Below are 18,602 nucleotides of genomic sequence, written 5' to 3' on the forward strand. Positions count from 1 at the left end.
TATGTGTAAAAAACCCATTGGTATTTTCGATTCTGGAGTTGGAGGCACTTCCATTTGGCACGAAATAAACCAGCTTTTACCCAACGAAAACACAATTTATCTAGCCGATAGTAAAAATGCGCCCTACGGTTCAAAAGGAAAAGATGCTATAATCGATTTAAGCATAAAAAACACCGAATATTTACTCAACCAAAATTGTAAAATAATTGTAGTTGCTTGTAATACAGCAACCACAAATGCTATAGATTATCTGCGCAAAAATTATCCAGTTCCGTTTATAGGCATAGAACCCGCCATAAAACCCGCTGCCCTGCAAACCAAAACAAACGCCATTGGTATTTTAGCAACCCAAGGCACATTAAGCAGTGCTTTATTCTCTAAAACAGCCAGTATGTTTTCTAAAAGCGTTAACATTATTGAGCAAGTTGGCGACGGTATAGTAGATCTTATTGAAACCGGAAAATTACAATCGCCAGAAATGAAAGCCCTGCTCACCATATACCTCACCCCTTTGATAAATGCCAACATCGACCACCTCGTTTTAGGCTGTACGCACTACCCGTATTTAATGCCTTTACTACTCGATATCCTTCCAAAACACGTAAAAATAATAGATTCTGGACAAGCCGTAGCACGGCAAACTAAAACTGTTTTACAACAAAATAATTTATTAAACACAGAAATAAACACCAAAAAAAACACGTTTTTAACCAACGGAAACCCCAAAATAATATCCACCCTTTTAAAAAGCACATACCTCGTAGAAACGTGTAACTTTTAATTAAAATAATTTTGGGCGTTACCCTTCGGGTCGCGCTTTCCAATACAAGTCCTCGCAATCCCGATTCCATCGGGACTACTGTGGGCTTTCCATTACAATCGCTAACGCAACCATCTACCAATTACGGTATTTATCCTAAACTATTGTCTTTTTTGTTTTTTCAGTAAAAAACTATTTTCTTTCCTCAATAAATTTTAACCAAAAAGTAACTCCACTTTTAAAATTCAAACTAAATAGGAATTTATATATTTGCACAAATTATTAAAAACACAACCATTTACATCATACGCCTATGAATTCAAAACTAATTGCTCCATCTATGCTTGCTGCCGATTTCGGCAACCTTCAACGCGACACCGAAATGGTAAATAATAGCGATGCCGATTGGTTTCATATCGATGTAATGGACGGGCATTTTGTACCAAACATTTCTTATGGAATGCCAGTAATTGCAGCCATAAAAAAACACGCTACAAAACCGTTGGATGTGCATTTAATGATTGAAAAGCCCGAACGCTATATTGAAGAATTTGCAAAAGTAGGCGCCGATATTATTACCGTACACCACGAATCTACCGTGCATTTGCACCGTACCCTTACACAAATTGAAGACGCCGGTTGTAAAGCTGGTGTGGTTTTAAACCTAACCACTCCGGTTTCTGTTTTAGAAGATATCTTACCTAAATGCCATATGGTACTGCTTATGTCTATTAACCCTGGTTTTGGAGGCCAAAAATTTGAAGACATGACCTATAATCGCGTAAAAAAATTGCGCGCCATGATAGACCAACAAGGTTTAAACACCCGAATAGAAATTGATGGCGGCGTTACCGATAAAAACATTAAACAACTGGCTAAAGCAGGTGCCGATGTTTTTGTAGCCGGAAGCCATGTCTTTAAAAGTGAAAACCAAACAGAAACTATTAAGCAATTAAAAATGCTTGCTAATTCCTAAGCCTCTTTTAAAAAATAGTTTAACAAATCTCTAGTAGTAACAATACCCAACAAAACACCGTCCTTTTCAATAGGTAAAGAGTGAAACCCTTTATTAGCTAAAATTGAAGTTACCTCTTTTATAGTGGTTTCTGGATCTATGGTGGTAATATCTTTCGCCATAACCTGGTCTATAGTAAAGTTATTAGGCACCTCGCTATCTAAACTGTGTTTATCGCCTGCAATAACTTTAGGTATACTAATACGCATTAAATCGGTATAACTTATCATCCCGATAATGCACTCGCCTTCAACCACAGGAATGTGCTTAACTCGATACCTATTAAAAAGCATTTCGGCGCGTTTTAAATCATCTTCTCTAGTTAAACCTATAATTTTTTTAGTCATTATGGTCGATATGGGTGTGTTCAATGTCATAATCTAATGTTTTAAAAAAGTAAATTTAAACAAGAAAAATAAAGGAATATATGATATATATCACATAACCTAAAAGCTCAAAAGCTAAACCTATAAATTAAAAAAGCGAAACATATTATAAATAAACATGCCTCGCTTTAATTTAGTGACCGCGAAGGGATTCGAACCCCCAACCCTCAGAGCCGAAATCTGATATTCTATCCAGTTGAACTACGCAGCCATTTTCCGTTTAAACGATATATTTTAACTTAATTTTTGTTTTACTATTGATGAAATGGTTTTACCATCGGCTTGACCTGCAAGTTTACCACTTACAATGCCCATAACTTTACCCATATCTTTCATGCCTTCTGCGCCTACTTGAGCTATGGTAGCTATAACTACTTTTTCAATTTCATCTTCCGATAAGGCTTCGGGCAAAAACTGAGAAATAACATCAGCCTCTGCAATTTCAGGAGCAGCTAAATCTTCTCTTCCTTGTTCTAAATAAACGGCTGCACTATCACGACGTTGTTTTACTTGTTTTTGAAGTATTTTAAGTTCTTGATCTTCAGTTAAATCTTCTTTAGCTCCACTTTCTGTTTGTGCCAACAAAATGGCCGATTTTACAGCACGTAAAGCTGCAAGTGCGGTTTGATCTTTAGATTTCATTGCGTTTTTAAGCGCCGTCATTACTTCGTCTTGTAAACCCATTGTTCAATTTATTTAGTATGCGAAGATAAAAAAAACTTAGTATTATCAACTACTATTCTAACATAAACTCGATACAGAAAGCATATTAAAATAACGGCCTACTTTATAATAAAAATAAAATAACTTCAATAAAATTAGGTTTTCACAAAAATTCTATTAAATTAATCCAGAGTCTAATTCTAAAAATACTACATGAGGCAATTAAAAATTACGAAACAAGTTACCAACCGCGAGTCAAAATCCTTAGACAAATACCTCCAAGACATAAGTAAAATACCATTAATTACAGCAGAAGAAGAGGTAGAATTAGCCCAATTAATAAAAAAAGGCGACCAAAAAGCTCTAGATACGCTCACAACGGCCAATTTAAGGTTTGTAGTTTCTGTCTCAAAACAATATCAAAATCAAGGTTTAAGTTTGCCCGATTTAATCAATGAAGGCAATGCTGGCCTGGTAAAAGCGGCGAAACGCTTTGATGAAACTCGAGGTTTTAAATTCATCTCTTATGCCGTTTGGTGGATTCGTCAAGCAATTCTTCAAGCTTTAGCCGAACAATCTCGAATAGTTAGATTACCTTTGAACAAAATTGGCTCGATTAATAAAATTAATAAAGCCTATTCATTTTTAGAACAAGAAAACGAAAGAGCACCAAGTGCGCAGGAAATTGCTAGTAAATTAGATCTTACGTTAAGCGATGTTAAACAGTCTATGAAAATTTCGGGACGCCATGTTTCAATGGATGCTCCGTTTCAAGAAGGTGAAACATCAAATTTGTATGATGTAATAAATTCTGGCGAATCACCAAAACCAGATTCTGGTTTAATGCAGGATGCCTTAAATATTGAAGTTAACCGGGCTTTAAATTCCCTTTCGGAAAAAGAAGCAGAGGTTATTCGCCATTATTACGGCATAAGTAGAAAACAACCCATGAGCCTCCAAGAAATTGGCGACTCTTTTGGTTTAACACGAGAACGTGTAAGACAAATAAAAGAAAAAGGCATTCGTAGATTGCGACAAGCCTCGAAAAGTAAAGTATTAAAAACGTATTTAGGATAAGCCTAAAACTTAAAATCAATTATTAAAAAGAGTATCTATGTTAAAGATTATTGTAAAAGATGGTGAAAATATAGAGCGTGCCTTAAAACGCTACAAAAGAAAACACCGTAACATTAAAGTAATGCAAAATTTACGTGAGGGGCAATTTTTCACCAAACCATCGGTTAAACATCGTCGTCAAATTCAAAAAGCAGCTTACATTCAAAATTTAAGAGACCAAGAAGAAGTATAGTCTTTTATAGTTTGAAGCTTATAAAAAATCCCATTCGATTTATTCGTAATGGGATTTTTTATTATAACGTGATTCTTACCACCAAGCCTTCATTAGAACGAATATTAAAAACGATACCATCTTCAAAAATAAGATACTGTCCTTTAATGCCCACTAAGGTCCCTGTGTACTTTAAATCTTTTTTAATATTTAAACTCTTTGGCTTCTCTGGGTATTTATTTACCGGAAATTGAATATGTGTTTCTTGATTATTTTCTATAAAATAAGGTTTCGCTTCCTCTGGTATATATTGTTTTAAACGATCGCGCCATTCCAATAAATTTTCGTCTTCAATATCGTTTTTAAGCATTTTACGCCAGTTTGTTTTATCTGCCACATAATCTTTTAAAGCCACCTCTGTAATACCAGCTAAATACCTGTTAGGTACTTCTACAATTTCAAGTGCTTCGTGTGCTCCCTGATCAATCCACCGTGTTGGTACTTGAGTTTTTCTAGTAACCCCCACTTTTACATTGCTAGAATTTGCCAAATACACAATATGCGGTTGCAATTGCACCTTTTTTTCGTATTCTAAATCGCGATCTTCTTTACCTAAATGCGCGGTACTTAATTCGGGACGCATAATCCAATCGCCGGTTTGTGCTAAGTTATAAAAACACTGTTTATCATAACCTTGACGAAAAATAGGTTTATCCATTCCACAGTTTAAACATTGGTATTTTACAAACTCAATATTCAAGGTTTTTCCAAGTAATTGATTCATGTTTAAGAAATCAGATTCGAAAACCAAATAGTATTGAATAGGAGTGGTAAATTCCGTTTCCATTTTTGTTAAAACACCTTCGTAAGTCATAAAAAAAAGTCTTATTTTTAATAAAAATTAAAGATAAAAATAAAAATGTCAATTCTCATGGTAAATTCAATTGCATCTTGGTTTTTAAAAAAACGATTTCATCAAATAGAATTGTTTTTAAAATATCCAAATGAAGTACAAAATGAATTGCTACAAAGTTTGTTACATACGGCTAAATACACGGAATTAGGTAAAAAATACGATTTTAAATCTATAAAAAATTACCAAACTTTTGCTGAACGTATTCCTATACAAAATTATGACAATTGGCAAGATATTATTGAGAGATCCCGTAAAGGGGAAAATAATTTATTTTGGCCAACACCTATAAAATGGTTTGCAAAATCGAGTGGTACAACCAGAGCAAAAAGCAAGTTTATTCCGGTAAGTCAAGAATCTTTAGAAGATTGCCACTATGCCGCAAGCAAAGATTTGTTATGTATGTATTTAAACAACAACGAAGATTCGCAATTATTTACAGGAAAAAGTTTACGCTTAGGCGGAAGTAAGGAGTTATATAAACGAAATGGCACTTCTTTTGGCGATTTATCAGCCATATTGATTGATAATATGCCATTTTGGGCAGAATATAGCAGTACTCCCAGTAACAAAGTATCATTAATGAGTAATTGGGAACACAAAATGCAAGCTATTGTTGATGAAACCATACACGAAAATGTTACCAGTCTAGCTGGTGTACCATCCTGGATGTTAGTCCTGTTAAACAATGTATTGGAAACTACCCACAAGAAAAGCCTTCATGATGTTTGGCCTAACTTAGAAGTTTATTTTCATGGTGGCGTGAGCTTTTCACCTTACATAGACCAATACCAGAAAATACTTCCAAAATCGGACTTTAAATATTATGAAATTTATAATGCTTCGGAAGGATTTTTTGCTATTCAAGATCGAAATGATTCTGATGAATTACTACTTATGTTAGATTATGGTATTTTTTACGAGTTTATACCTATGGATATCTATGCCACGCCCGAGGAAAAAGCAATTCCTTTAAGCGAAGTAGAACTATATAAAAACTACGCCGTTATTATTACCACCAATGCTGGATTATGGCGTTATAAAATTGGCGATACGGTTCGCTTTACTAATTTAAGTCCGTACAGAATTAAAATATCTGGACGTACCAAACACCATATTAATGTTTTTGGCGAAGAGCTTATTATGGAAAATGCACAGGATGCCCTAAAGCAAGTTTGTGCAAAAACAGAAGCTGAAATAGTAGATTATACCGCTGCTCCTATTTTTATGGAAGGCAGAGAAAAAGGAGCTCACGAATGGCTTATTGAATTTAAAACACCTCCTAATGATATCGAATATTTTAATGAATCTTTTGATAATGCTTTAAAGTCTTTAAACTCAGATTATGAAGCAAAACGCTTTAATAATATTACTTTAAACAGGCCTAAAATTAACGTAGCGAGAAAAAATTTATTTCATGATTGGCTTAAGAAAAACAACAAACTAGGCGGCCAACATAAAGTCCCCAGACTCTCAAATACCAGAGATTATTTAGAAGAATTATTACTATTAAATTCTTAAAATAACCCTATAACATATCAATAAAAAACCACGCTTATGGCATGGTTTTTTATTGATATATGTAAAACTAAATCTTCTTATTAAGACACTGCTTTCAATTTCTTAAGAGCTGTTTTAGTCAATTTATCTTCAGCGTAAGCTTTAGTAACTTTTAATTCTTTATCCTCGCTACTTGGTAATTCAAACATAGCATCGGTTAAAATTTCTTCACATAAAGAACGTAATCCTCTAGCTCCTAATTTATATTCAATGGCTTTTCCTACAATAAAATCTAAAGCACCATCGGTTATAGAAAAATCTACTTCATCCATAGTAAACAGTTTTTTATACTGCTTAATAATAGCATTTTTAGGCTGTGTTAAAATAGCTCTTAATGTTTTTGCGTCTAAAGGATCCATGTAAGTTAGGACAGGAAGACGACCAATAATTTCCGGAATTAACCCAAAATCCTTTAAATCTTTAGGAATAATATATTGCAATAAATGGTTTTTATCTACCACATCATCAGAAATTGATGCGCTATAACCAACCGCTTGCATATTTAAACGTTTAGAAATAACACGTTCGATTCCATCAAAAGCACCACCGGCAATAAACAAGATATTTTCGGTATTCACTTCAATAAATTTTTGATCTGGATGCTTACGTCCTCCTTTTGGTGGTACATTAACAACCGTTCCTTCTAATAATTTAAGTAAAGCTTGCTGAACACCTTCACCAGAAACATCTCTAGTAATCGAAGGGTTGTCACTTTTACGAGCTATTTTATCGATTTCATCAATAAAAACAATCCCTTTTTCGGCCTTTTCTAAATTGTAATCTGCCGCTTGTAATAAACGGGTTAAAATACTTTCAACATCTTCACCAACATAACCAGCTTCGGTTAACACCGTAGCATCGACAATAGCTAAAGGCACATTAAGCATTTTAGCTATGGTTTTAGCCATTAAAGTTTTACCGGTACCGGTTTGCCCAACCATAATGATGTTACTTTTTTGAATTTCAATATCATCATTTGTTGGAGGCTGCAATAAACGTTTGTAGTGATTATATACCGCAACAGACATCACTTTTTTAGTCATGTCTTGCCCAATAATATATTCATCTAAAAACGATTTAATATCTAAAGGCTTACGCAACTTTAATTCAGCCGATAAATCGCCGCCATCGCTTTGTTTAGATTCCTCTATAACAATGCCATGCGCCTGCTCTATACATCTATCGCAAATGTGTGCATCTAATCCTGCTATTAATAAGTTTGTTTCGGATTTTTTACGACCACAAAACGAACATTCTAATTCTTCTTTTGCCATTAATTTTTTTTTCAGAGGTTAAAAACCCTCAAATTACTTTATATCAACACTTTAAAATTAGCGTTTTTTTTATTAATTACGCGCCAAAATCTCGTCAATCATACCGTATTCTTTAGCTTTATCTGCTTTCATCCAGTAATCTCTATCACTATCTTCGTAAACTTTGTCGTAATCCTGCCCAGAGTGCTTACTTATAATATTATATAGCTCTTCTTTTAATATTAAAATTTCTCTAGCCGTAATTTCAATATCACTAGCTTGTCCTTGGGCACCACCTAAAGGTTGGTGTATCATAACACGAGAATGTGTTAAACCACTACGTTTACCTTTGGCACCTGCACATAATAAAACCGCTCCCATAGAAGCCGCCATACCTGTACAAATAGTTGCTACATCTGGCTTTATAAATTGCATGGTATCGTAAATACCTAAACCAGCGTATACACTTCCTCCTGGAGAGTTGATGTACATTTGAATATCTTTGTTAGCATCTACACTTTCTAAAAACAATAACTGTGCTTGTACAATATTAGCAATATTATCGTCTATTCCTGTTCCTAAAAAAAGGATACGATCCATCATTAATCTTGAAAACACATCCAATTGAGAAATGTTTAACTGACGTTCCTCAATAATATAAGGCGTCATGTTTTGGGGCATCATACTACTTACAATTTTATTGTAATATGTACTGCTTATTCCTTGATCTTTTATCGCGAATTTTTCAAATTCTTTTGCGTAATCCATATCTTATTATATTATTTTTTTCGATTAACACTTTGATTGACATCTAAATGTGTTAAAACCTGTATTTTGAACAAAAAAGCGCCTAAATCAAATAGATTTAAGCGCCTAAGATAAACATTTATTATTTATTTATTTGTCGCCATAAACTTCTTTAACAAAGTTTTCGTAACTTAATTCTTTAACTTCAAGGTTTGCTTTTTCTTTGTAAACCGATAATAATTTCTGACTTACTAATTGCTCTGAAATACGACGTGCTTCTTTTTGATCTGATAATACACGCGCAGCAATATCGTCTAATTCTTTATCTGAAGGATTTAATTGACCAAATTGAGCCATTTGTCCTTTAATCATTTCTTTGGCATGATTTTTAATATCGTCCATAGTAACTTGCACGTTATTACTTTCGATTAATTTACCTTCAATTAATTGGTAACGTAAGCTTTTTTCAGACTTCTCATACTCTTCCTTAGCTTGGTCTGCATCAATTGGTTGCTCACCTGCAGTTTGCATCCATTTTGTTAAAAACTCTGCTGGTAAATCGAATTTAGTATTTTCAACTAAATATTCAGTCACATCGTTTAATAACTTTTGGTCTGCTTGTTGTGCAAATTGCTTTTCAGCATCTTCTTTTATTTTAGCTCTAACTTCTGAAACCGATTTTACTGTACCTTCTCCAAAAAGCTTATCGAATAAGTCTTGATCTAAATCGGCTAATTCTCTTTTATTAATTTCAGAAATAGTAAAAGACACTTCTATATCTAAACCATGAACTTCATCGTGACCTAATTTTAATGCATGCATTAAATCGTGATCATCTTCAAAAAGACCTTTGGTTTGTAACACAATAACATCTCCTGCTTTTGCACCAATAAATTGTTTTGCTGTTGCTTCGCCTTTAAATTTATCTAAAGTTAAAGTTACTGTATTATCAACTTCTTTTTCTTCGTTAGTATAAGTTCCGGTAATTTCGCTATCGGCATCCACAACATCTTGAGGAACTAACTCACCGTATTGTTTTTGAATACGCTCAATTTGCTCGTCAATCATTTTATCATCTGCAATAATATTGTATTGCGTGATCGCTTTATCCCCTTTTATCTCTACTTCAAATTCTGGTGCTAAACCTAATTCAAATTCAAATGAAAACTTATCGGCATCCCAATCAATTTCATCTTGAGTTTTTGGTAATGGTTGCCCAAGAACATCCAATTTCTCTTCGGTTAAATACTTGTTTAAAGCATCTTGTAAAAGCTTGTTTACTTCATCAACTAAAACCGCTTTTCCGTATTGTTTTTTAACCATTCCCATTGGCACATGCCCTTTTCTAAATCCAGGAATATTTGCTGTTTTGCGGTAATCTGTTAATATTTTTTCAACTTTATCGCTATAATCTTCTTTTGCGATATCTACTTTTACCACAGCATTTAATGCATCAACGTTTTCTCTTGTAATATTCATTTTTAATGATATAAGCCTGAAAAGGCATTTAACAATTAGGTTTAAAAACCTTATATAATTTTTAGTTTCCTATTTTAAATTGAAAATTATTATTTCTGAAAAAATAATCTAATATTTTATTAAAAAATTTTCGCAATTAAAAACGGGATGCAAAAGTACAATATTTTTAAATCCCAACAAAGTTTTTAATTTGCTGATTTTATGAGGTTTCCTTTACACACACCACATAACGACAAGTCCGTTTATCGCTCTACAAGATTATCCGTTTAGAAACTAGAAAAGTTACCCTAATTTTTAGGACTCCTTGGTATCCTTTCCAATAAAAGATTGTAAAAGGGATTGAAGTATAGATAAAAGCACGCTAAACAATATAGCCCACCAAATACTATCTACTGAAAACCCACCAATAAACTCACTTGCTAAAAGGATTATTAAGCCATTTATTACCAACAAAAACAGTCCTAAAGTAAGTACGGTTACTGGTAATGTAAAAATGACTAAAATAGGTTTCACCAAAAGGTTTAAAATGGATAACACTACAGCTACAATGACGGCAGACAGATAACCATCTACATGAACGCCCGAAAGCACATTGGCTAATACAAATACGGCTATCGCATTTACTAAAAGTTTAATTATTATATTCATAATATTTATGTTTTAAGATTTAACAAAATGAATCAAAGCCTCAAAAAAATCTTTCGGATTTTCGGCATGCAACCAATGTCCAGCGTTTGAAATGGTAACAATGTTAACATCTGAAAAATGATTTTTAATATTACTTTCATCGCCAACACCAATATATTCCGAGCGATCGCCACGTAAAAATAAGGTTGGTTTATTAAAAGTATCATAGCTTGGTAAAGCTTCACCTACTTCGGAAACTTCTTCTTTTAAAACTTCAAGATTAATTCGTAATGCCAGTTTTCCTTTTTCTATCCAATACAAATTTTTCAATAAAAACATACGCGTTCCAGCATCATCAACATAAGTACTTAAAGCCATATCGGCTTCTGCTCTTGTTTTTATAATATCAAAATTCATAGCACTTAATCCATCCAAAATACTATCGTGATGCACAGGATAAAAACGCGGAGAAATATCGGCAACTATTAATTTTGAAACCATTTCGGGATATTCGCAAGCAAAAAGCATCGCCGTTTTTCCACCCATAGAATGCCCAAGTATAATAACATCATCCAGGTGATGTGCTTCGCAATAGATTTTTAAATCTTTAGCCAGCAATTCATAACTAAAATTTGCATCCCAAAAACTTCTACCGTGATTACGTTGATCTACTAAATGCACCTCGAAACCTTGTTCTGCAAGATGTTTTCCATGGGTTTTCCAATTATCACTCATCCCTAAAAAACCATGTAAAATTATAAATGGTTTTCCTTCACCTAAAATATTTGAATGCAACAATCTTTTTTCTTCCATATACTTTTTATCCTTTCAAAACTCGTAACAGCGTAACTTATTCCATTACTACTTATTCAGCCTTTCCTCTAAATTCTGAACTCTTTTTTCTATATTCTAATATCTACCTTCTAGGATTTACTTCAATTTTCGTAAATACATTTGTATTACATTCTCTACGCCTAAATATAAACTTTCAGCAATTAAGGCATGCCCGATAGAAACCTCTAATAATCCGGGGATATTTTGTTTAAAAAAAGCCGTATTATCCAGAGATAAATCGTGTCCCGCATTAATACCTAAACCTAAATTATTTGCCAATTCGGCACTTTCAATATAAGGTTTTATTGCACCCTCGTTACCTAAACCATATTGATGCGCAAAGGCTTCGGTATATAATTCTATTCGGTCTGTTCCTGTAGCTTTAGCGCCTTCAATCTGTTCCAAAACAGGATCTACAAAAATAGAGGTTCTAATACCATTGTTTTGAAATTCCTTAATAACATCAACCAAAAAATCTTTATGTTTTATGGTATCCCAACCCGCATTACTAGTAATAGCATCTTCGGCATCTGGCACCAAAGTTACTTGTGTCGGTTTTACTTCTAAAACTAATTTAAGGAACGATTCTACAGGATTACCTTCTATATTATATTCTGTGTAAACCACCGATTTTAAATCTCGGGCATCCTGATATCTAATATGGCGTTCATCTGGTCTAGGGTGTATAGTAACGCCTTCGGCACCAAAACGTTGCACATCTTTAGCAAACTCAACAACATTAGGCACATCGCCTCCTCTAGAGTTTCTTAATGTGGCTATCTTATTTATATTAACACTTAACTTTGTCATAAATCCATTTTAAAACACAAAAATACAAAGTAGAACAGCCATAATTGCTATTTTTTTGATTAATTTGCATACCTATAAAAGGCGTTATGAAACTTTCGGAATACATTATAAACGACATAAAACCACTAAAAAACACCAGCAAAATTGGTGAATTGCAACTACTGTTCAACCAGTTAACCTTTTCCCATATCCCGGTATTAAATGCAGAAGGCACTTATTTGGGTAGTTTTTCCGAAACAGACGCCCATTGTTTCGACAGTCAAAAACAACTATTAGAATACCAGTATACCTTCGAAGATTTTTTTGTTCGCGACACCACCGTTTGGCTAGACGTTTTAGAAGCATTTGCTAAAAATTCTACCAATATTATGCCTGTTTTAAGCGAACAAAACAAATACTTAGGCTATTATGAAGTTAATGATGTTATTAACATGTTTAGCGACTCGCCTTTTTTCTCAGATCCAGGCGGAATTATAGTGGTTGAAAAAACAATTAACGATTATTCCTTTAGTGAAATTAGTCAAATTGTAGAATCTAACGGTGGTAAATTACTTGGCGCCTTTATATCAAAAATGAATAGCAATTTAATACAAGTGACACTAAAAGTAGGTAACACCGGACTTAATGATATTATTCAAACCTTTAGACGATACAGTTATATTATTGTTTCTGGTCACGAAGAAGATAGTTATATGGAAAGCCTAAAAGAACGATCGGATTATTTAAATAAGTACTTAGACATATAACTATGAAAGTTGCAATTTTTGGACGCTTTTACAACAAAACTACTACAACTTCTGTAGAAACCCTGCTTCATTATTTACTAAAAAAGGAATTCGATGCTTATATAGAAACCGAATTCTCGAACCTTATAAAAAATGAATCGCAAAACGGAAACGACTATTCCTCTTTTAAAACCTTCGACGCACTCGATAGCAGCTTCGATTTACTCGTTAGTATTGGTGGCGATGGTACCATCCTGCGCGCCATTACATACGTAAAAAACCTAGACATCCCCATTATTGGTATCAATACTGGCCGCCTTGGATTTTTGGCAACCATACAAGTAAATCAAATAGAAAATGCCATGCAAAACATTATCGATGGCAACTATAAAATATCCGAACGCACTTTACTTTCAGTAGAAACATCGCCGGAAAACAACGAAATAACCACCATGAATTTCGCCCTAAACGAAATTTCTGTAAGTCGAAAAAACACAACCTCCATGATAACCGTGGAAACCTATTTGGACGACGAATTCCTAACCACCTATTGGAGCGACGGCCTCATTGTATCCACCCCAACAGGATCTACCGGATACTCCCTAAGTTGCGGTGGCCCAGTAATAACACCAGGCGCCAACAGTTTTGCACTAACCCCAATTGCACCACATAATTTAAGCGCGCGCCCTTTAATAATACCCGATTCCACAGAAATACAACTAAAAGTAAACGGCCGCGAAGAACAACATTTAGTATCCCTAGATTCACGAATTGCAACCTTAGACAACGGCACCATTATTAAAATAAAAAAAGCCGATTTCAAAATAAAAATGATCGATTTACCAAGCGAAAGCTTTCTTGTCACCCTTAGAAAAAAACTACTTTGGGGCGAAGACAAACGCAATCAATAATTAATTTTGGGCGTTACCACAAGGGTCGGGCTTTCCGCTATATCTTTTTACGGCGTGTTCTGTTTTTCCTTTAAAGCTTCGTTTAAATTAAAAATCCGTTTATCAGTAAAACCACAGACTTCATTTCCGTAAAAAGGATGCCGCTGCAATCCCTAACGCACCCATCAGCAATGGATTATACTTAGCACAAACAGCATTTTTTTTTCAACATACATTATTTAAAAGATCTCCTTTTCATCCCGTAATCAAAAACGTTATCATAGCAAATAAAACAATAATTTTTAATAAAAACAGTTCTACATCCATACTGTTAACATCAAATTATAACAGTCCATTCTTATTTATTATATTTGCAAACTTTTAAACATCTATGAGATATTTAATTATATTGATATTAAGCTTATTATGCTCACAAATAAACAACGCTCAAATTAATGAAATTGGGGTGTTTGCTGGAGGCAGCAATTTAATTGGAGACGTTGGAGCCACAACTTATATTGCACCAAATAGTCTAACCTTGGGGCTATTATATAAATATAACCGAAGCGCAAGACACTCGTACAGACTTTCTGTAATACACGCCAACCTAAGAGCTCAAGATAGCGATTCCAGCGATCCGAGACGTTTAGAACGCGGGTATTCCGTAGATACTAAAATACTAGAATTTGCAGCCGGCATAGAATTTACTTTTGTAGATTTCAATCTTCATGAAGGCCGCACCATAGGAACTCCTTATATATATAGTGGCATTACGGCAACACGGCATAGCAATAATTATTATTTAAACAATACTCAAATGTCTGAAGGGGCTAAAGGTTGGGCCGCAGGTATTCCTATGACTTTAGGTTACAAAACAAATATTTTAGGTAAATTTATCCTCGGTTTCGAAATTGGAGCTCGATATACCTTTACAGATAATTTAGATGGTAATTTTCCAGAAAACGAAAGCAACCAACTATATCGGTTTGGAAATATAAATAATAATGACTGGTACACATTTACAGGAATTACCTTAACTTACACCTTTGGAATTAAACCCTGCTATTGTAACGATTAAATGAATTTGAAAGAAAACATACAACTCGAAAAACTACCAAAACACATTGCCATAATTATGGATGGAAATGGGCGTTGGGCAAAAAAACAAGGGATGATTCGCGCCTTTGGGCACGAAAACGGCACAAAATCTGTAAGAACAACCGTAGAAGCTTGTGCAGAATTGGGCGTAGAAAACCTTACACTTTATGCCTTTTCTACAGAAAACTGGAACCGACCTAAACTAGAAGTGCAAACACTTATGAAACTTTTAGTGTCCGCTTTAAGAAAAGAAATTAAAACATTACAAGACAATAATATTAAACTCCTCGCTATAGGTAACTTAACAACCTTGCCTCAAAAAGCCTACAAAGAACTACATGAGGTAATAAACAAAACTAAAAACAACTCGCGAATGACACTAACCCTAGCACTTAGCTACGGTTCGCGCGAAGAAATCATAAATACTGTTAAGGAGATTAGTATTAAAGTTAAAAATAATATAATTTCGCCCGAAATAATTGATGAATCAATTATTAATGAGCATCTTTACACGCAAAATTTACCAGATGTAGATTTGTTAATAAGAACTAGTGGCGAGCAACGTATAAGTAATTTCTTGCTTTGGCAAATTGCCTATGCCGAATTATATTTTACAAATGTACTTTGGCCAGATTTCACAAAGGAACATTTGTATGAAGCTATTATTGAATATCAAAAAAGAGAACGAAGATTTGGGAAAACAAGTGAACAACTTAGTTAATTTACTAGCTTTTAAAACATACTCCAAATGCTACTTAGCATTTCTAATTATTGCAAGTTGTTTTAATATTCAAGCACAAGATTTAGATTATAAAAATGGTAAAACATATACCTTAGGCAAAATTACGGTTACTGGTAACACAAATTTCAACGACCAAACTATTGTAGCATACTCTGGTTTAAGTAAAGGAAAAGAAATTAAAATCCCAGGGGAAGACATTCGTGATGCCATTAAAAAGCTATGGAAGTCCAATCTTTTTAACGATATAGAGGTTTATATTACCGATATAAAAGATAATGTGGCATCCTTAGAAATTCATCTATCCGATTTACCTCAACTTAACGAACTGAAAATTTACGGCGTTAAAAACGGAAAAAAAGAAGGCATTATTGAGGATAATAAATTAAAAAGAGGTACTAAAGTTACCGAAAACCTAATTACTACTACAAAAAATTATCTAACCAATAAATACAAAAAAGATGGTTTTTTAAACACCAAAGTACATATTAATACTATTGAAGTTCAAGATTCTATTCAAACGAGTAGAGTAAATATGGTGCTTAATATTGACAAAGGCGAAAAAGTTAAAATTGACGATATTATATTCAGTGGTGATTCTGTTCTAAGCGAAAAAAAGCTTAGAAAAAGCATGAAAAACACCAAAAAGAAAAATCCTATTCGCCTTCTAAAACGTTCTAAATACATTGAAGAGGATTATAAAGAAGATTTGGTAAGTTTAATAGATACCTACAAAGAAAACGGATATAGAGATGCTCGTGTACTTTCAGACAGTATCATAGTTAACGATGACAAAACCATTTCACTTAAAATTAATTTAGAAGAAGGTGATAAATACACCTTTGGGGACATTACTTTTATAGGAAACACAATTTATTCAAACCAACAACTAAGTCGTTTATTACGTATCAATAAAGGCGATACTTATGATGGGGTTACCCTCTCTAAACGTATTGCAGATGACACAAAACCAGATGCCAACGACATTACAAATTTATATCAAAACAACGGGTATTTATTTTCTAATATTAACGCTGTAGAGGTAAGTGCCGACAACAATATTATCGATATGGAAATTAGAATAACCGAAGGGAAACCGGCTTATTTTAATAGTGTATCGGTTGTAGGAAATGATAAAACAAACGATCACGTTGTATACAGAGAAATTCGTACACGCCCAGGACAATTATACAGTAAAGCCAACGTAGTACGTACCGTAAGAGAGCTTGGTCAATTAGGCTTCTTCGATGCTCAAGAAATTACACCCAACTTTAACAACCCAAATCCAAACGAAGGAACAATCGATATGGAATATGTGGTTAAAGAAACTGGATCGAGCCAAATTGAATTACAAGGTGGCTACGGTGGTGGTGGCTTTATTGGAACTTTAGGACTATCATTCAATAACTTTTCAATCAAAGACATGTTCAAAAAAGAGGCTTACAAACCAATACCTATGGGAGATGGTCAAAAACTAGCACTTCGTTTACAAGCCAGCCAGTTTTACCAAACCTATAGTTTCTCTTTTTCCGAACCTTGGCTAGGCGGAAAACGCCCCGTGCAATTTTCAACTTCGTTATCGCATACCAAACAGTTTTTATATGATTACACCTCGTATAAAGCAGATAAAAGTAGAAGTTTTAATATTACAGGTATTACTGTTGGCTTAGCAAAACGTTTATCAGTACCAGATGATTTCTTTGTACTATCGCAATCATTAAGTTACCAACGTTACGATTTAAATAATTATACAACGAGCTTATTTACTTTTGGAAATGGTTTTTCTAATAATCTATCTTACTCAATAGGTTTAAGCAGAAATAACACCAGTGTAGATCCCGTTTATCCAACGGCCGGTTCCAACTTCTCAATTACAGGAAAATTCTCGTTACCGTATTCATTATTTAATGGTATAGATTATTCGGCTTTAAAAGAAGATAGAGATGCTAACTTTAACAGCCAATCGGATACAACTTTAAGCATTGCTGCACGCCAGGCGGCCGCAGATGAAGTTTCTAGAATAGATCAAGAACGATACAACTGGCTAGAATTTTATAAAGTCAACTTTAAAGGCACATGGTACACGCAAATTACCAAAGACTTGGTATTACGTCCTAATGTTGAATTTGGCTTCTTAGGGGCTTACAATCAAGATAGAGGCGTGATTCCTTTTGAAAGATACTTTTTAGGTGGTGATGGATTAGCAAATTACAGTTTAGATGGTCGTGAAGTTGTACAATTACGTGGTTACCCTAACCAATCTCTTTCTAGCGAAGATGGAGGATCTATTTACAATAAATTCTCTTTAGAGTTACGCTACCCAATTACATTAAAAGCGTCGGCAAAAATATATGCTTTAAGTTTCATTGAAGGAGGAGCATCTTTCGATAATTTTAGAGATTTTAGCCCTTTTGATTTAAAACGTTCTGCTGGTTTAGGTATTCGCATTTTTATGCCAGCCTTTGGTTTATTAGGTATCGATTTTGGTCATGGATTTGATTCTATCGATGATAGTGGCGTTAAAAACGGCTGGGAAACTCACTTCATTATTGGTCAACAATTTTAATCTCTATTATATTTTGGCACGATATTTTCTATTAACACTTTGATGATTTGAATATGAATTGAAATTTTTATGATTAAATTTCGTTAATTTTGAAATGAATAGCGAAAATGTTTATTTTGCAAGCTATTATAGCAGGTAAAATTAATAAATTCAATCACATAAAAAACAATTCATAAAAGTGACAGCAACAAAATTAATCGTCTGTCGTTTTTATAATTTATAGACTATAAATGATAAAAATATTTAAAC

The 18,602-nt window shown here is 33.8% G+C and carries 19 protein-coding genes and 1 tRNA gene; 10 read left to right on the forward strand and 10 right to left on the reverse strand.

Going from position 1 to position 18,602, the window contains the following annotated elements:
* Window position 1: 1 nt before the first annotated feature.
* Window positions 2–781, forward strand: a complete 780-nt coding sequence (gene murI, locus FQU21_RS11760) for a glutamate racemase (protein ID WP_147678197.1) — start codon at window positions 2–4, stop codon at window positions 779–781.
* Window positions 782–1,073: 292 nt separating this feature from the next.
* Window positions 1,074–1,736 (forward strand): ribulose-phosphate 3-epimerase, encoded by a 663-nt coding sequence (gene rpe, locus FQU21_RS11765; RefSeq protein WP_147678198.1) that lies wholly within the window; start codon window positions 1,074–1,076, stop codon window positions 1,734–1,736.
* Here rpe and FQU21_RS11770 read toward each other — a convergent pair.
* The 3 genes from FQU21_RS11770 to FQU21_RS11780 all read right to left on the reverse strand — a co-directional run bounded on the left by FQU21_RS11770 (window position 1,733) and on the right by FQU21_RS11780 (window position 2,845).
* Complete coding sequence (locus FQU21_RS11770) at window positions 1,733–2,152, reverse strand: CBS domain-containing protein (RefSeq protein WP_147678199.1); 420 nt, start codon at window positions 2,150–2,152, stop codon at window positions 1,733–1,735. The two genes, rpe and FQU21_RS11770, sit on opposite strands and share 4 nt — an antisense overlap.
* 146 nt (window positions 2,153–2,298) lie before the next feature.
* A tRNA-Arg gene (locus FQU21_RS11775) sits at window positions 2,299–2,372 on the reverse strand.
* Between the two features lie 23 nt (window positions 2,373–2,395).
* Window positions 2,396–2,845 (reverse strand): GatB/YqeY domain-containing protein, encoded by a 450-nt coding sequence (locus FQU21_RS11780; RefSeq protein WP_147678200.1) that lies wholly within the window; start codon window positions 2,843–2,845, stop codon window positions 2,396–2,398.
* Window positions 2,846–3,037: 192 nt separating this feature from the next.
* On the opposite strand from FQU21_RS11780, the gene FQU21_RS11785 reads away from it, so the two are divergent.
* On the forward strand, window positions 3,038–3,901 hold the full coding sequence (locus FQU21_RS11785) for a sigma-70 family RNA polymerase sigma factor (protein WP_147678201.1): 864 nt from the start codon (window positions 3,038–3,040) through the stop codon (window positions 3,899–3,901).
* Window positions 3,902–3,938: 37 nt separating this feature from the next.
* Complete coding sequence (rpsU, locus tag FQU21_RS11790) at window positions 3,939–4,133, forward strand: 30S ribosomal protein S21 (RefSeq protein WP_147678202.1); 195 nt, start codon at window positions 3,939–3,941, stop codon at window positions 4,131–4,133.
* Window positions 4,134–4,194: 61 nt separating this feature from the next.
* Here the strand turns inward: rpsU and FQU21_RS11795 are convergent, their stop codons facing one another.
* A complete protein-coding gene (locus FQU21_RS11795; protein ID WP_147678203.1) occupies window positions 4,195–4,986 on the reverse strand; it encodes a DUF2797 domain-containing protein in 792 nt (263 codons plus the stop codon).
* Window positions 4,987–5,031: 45 nt separating this feature from the next.
* Between FQU21_RS11795 and FQU21_RS11800 the strand changes: the two genes are divergently transcribed.
* Complete coding sequence (locus FQU21_RS11800; RefSeq protein WP_147678204.1) at window positions 5,032–6,546, forward strand: GH3 auxin-responsive promoter family protein; 1,515 nt, start codon at window positions 5,032–5,034, stop codon at window positions 6,544–6,546.
* An 80-nt stretch (window positions 6,547–6,626) separates the two neighbouring features.
* On the opposite strand, the gene clpX is transcribed toward FQU21_RS11800, so the two are convergent.
* The 6 genes from clpX to FQU21_RS11830 all read right to left on the reverse strand — a co-directional run bounded on the left by clpX (window position 6,627) and on the right by FQU21_RS11830 (window position 12,335).
* On the reverse strand, window positions 6,627–7,859 hold the full coding sequence (gene clpX / locus FQU21_RS11805) for an ATP-dependent Clp protease ATP-binding subunit ClpX (RefSeq protein WP_147678205.1): 1,233 nt from the start codon (window positions 7,857–7,859) through the stop codon (window positions 6,627–6,629).
* 72 nt (window positions 7,860–7,931) lie between these two features.
* Complete coding sequence (clpP, locus tag FQU21_RS11810) at window positions 7,932–8,606, reverse strand: ATP-dependent Clp endopeptidase proteolytic subunit ClpP (protein ID WP_147678206.1); 675 nt, start codon at window positions 8,604–8,606, stop codon at window positions 7,932–7,934.
* A gap of 129 nt (window positions 8,607–8,735) precedes the next feature.
* Window positions 8,736–10,064, reverse strand: coding sequence for a trigger factor (gene tig / locus FQU21_RS11815; RefSeq protein ID WP_147678207.1), 1,329 nt, complete (start codon window positions 10,062–10,064; stop codon window positions 8,736–8,738).
* Window positions 10,065–10,358: 294 nt separating this feature from the next.
* Window positions 10,359–10,712, reverse strand: a complete 354-nt coding sequence (locus FQU21_RS11820; RefSeq protein ID WP_147678208.1) for a phage holin family protein — start codon at window positions 10,710–10,712, stop codon at window positions 10,359–10,361.
* A gap of 12 nt (window positions 10,713–10,724) precedes the next feature.
* On the reverse strand, window positions 10,725–11,504 hold the full coding sequence (locus tag FQU21_RS11825) for an alpha/beta fold hydrolase (RefSeq protein WP_147678209.1): 780 nt from the start codon (window positions 11,502–11,504) through the stop codon (window positions 10,725–10,727).
* Between the two features lie 117 nt (window positions 11,505–11,621).
* The gene (locus FQU21_RS11830; protein ID WP_147678210.1) at window positions 11,622–12,335 is read right to left on the reverse strand and encodes a pyridoxine 5'-phosphate synthase; all 714 of its coding nucleotides are present in this window, start codon (window positions 12,333–12,335) and stop codon (window positions 11,622–11,624) included.
* A gap of 86 nt (window positions 12,336–12,421) precedes the next feature.
* Here FQU21_RS11830 and FQU21_RS11835 point away from each other — a divergent pair, with 86 nt between their 5' ends.
* The 5 genes from FQU21_RS11835 (at window position 12,422) to bamA (ending at window position 18,353) form a co-directional block, all read left to right on the forward strand.
* Window positions 12,422–13,081: a CBS domain-containing protein gene (locus tag FQU21_RS11835; RefSeq protein WP_147678211.1), complete on the forward strand. Its 660-nt coding sequence runs from the start codon at window positions 12,422–12,424 to the stop codon at window positions 13,079–13,081.
* A 2-nt stretch (window positions 13,082–13,083) separates the two neighbouring features.
* Window positions 13,084–13,971, forward strand: a complete 888-nt coding sequence (locus FQU21_RS11840) for an NAD kinase (RefSeq protein ID WP_147678212.1) — start codon at window positions 13,084–13,086, stop codon at window positions 13,969–13,971.
* 370 nt (window positions 13,972–14,341) lie between these two features.
* Window positions 14,342–15,028, forward strand: coding sequence for a type IX secretion system protein PorG (porG, locus tag FQU21_RS11845; RefSeq protein ID WP_147678213.1), 687 nt, complete (start codon window positions 14,342–14,344; stop codon window positions 15,026–15,028).
* Window positions 15,029–15,769 carry an isoprenyl transferase gene (locus tag FQU21_RS11850; protein WP_147678214.1) on the forward strand — a complete coding sequence of 247 codons (741 nt, stop codon included), beginning with the start codon at window positions 15,029–15,031 and terminating at the stop codon, window positions 15,767–15,769.
* Window positions 15,702–18,353, forward strand: a complete 2,652-nt coding sequence (bamA, locus tag FQU21_RS11855; RefSeq protein ID WP_147678215.1) for an outer membrane protein assembly factor BamA — start codon at window positions 15,702–15,704, stop codon at window positions 18,351–18,353. The genes FQU21_RS11850 and bamA overlap by 68 nt, the downstream gene beginning before the upstream one ends.
* The last annotated feature ends 249 nt before the right edge of the window (window positions 18,354–18,602 follow it).

The sequence above is a fragment of the Algibacter pacificus genome, assembly GCF_008033385.1.
GTDB classification, from domain to species: domain Bacteria; phylum Bacteroidota; class Bacteroidia; order Flavobacteriales; family Flavobacteriaceae; genus Algibacter; species Algibacter pacificus.